This is a genomic window from Winogradskyella poriferorum, from assembly GCF_050618035.1.
GTDB classification, from domain to species: Bacteria; Bacteroidota; Bacteroidia; order Flavobacteriales; family Flavobacteriaceae; genus Winogradskyella; species Winogradskyella poriferorum_A.
The window spans coordinates 1-287 of record NZ_JBODPY010000026.1 but is presented as its reverse complement, the minus strand read 5'-3'; the positions used below and the strand labels follow the sequence as shown (position 1 = coordinate 287).

Annotated in this window: 1 protein-coding gene; it reads right to left on the bottom strand. The window is 30.7% G+C overall.

Translation table 11 applies throughout. The annotated features are described in order from the left end of the window. The coding region (locus ACRHOC_RS14780; RefSeq protein ID WP_431159398.1) for a hypothetical protein at nucleotides 1–287 on the bottom strand (287 nt) is incomplete at both ends.

The following is a 287-nucleotide window of genomic DNA, read 5'->3' as shown; positions in this document are numbered from 1 at the left end:
ATGATATTTTGGGCTCCTAATTCATAGATATTTTGAATAGTATTAAATAGCACCCGATTGCTTATACTGTTTGATTTACCTTCAGATATCATTGAATTATAAGTTCCAATTTTTGGTCGAAATTTACTATCTGTAAAAAATATATATTCTAATTCAGATACTCCTGCTACTTTAGGAAGCCCACCAATAATTTCTTCAAAAATGAAGACAATAGTAGAGTCTTGAGACATTAATTGAGCAATTCGCCATTTGTCATCTTGAATGACTTGAGACAACAAAACGGTATC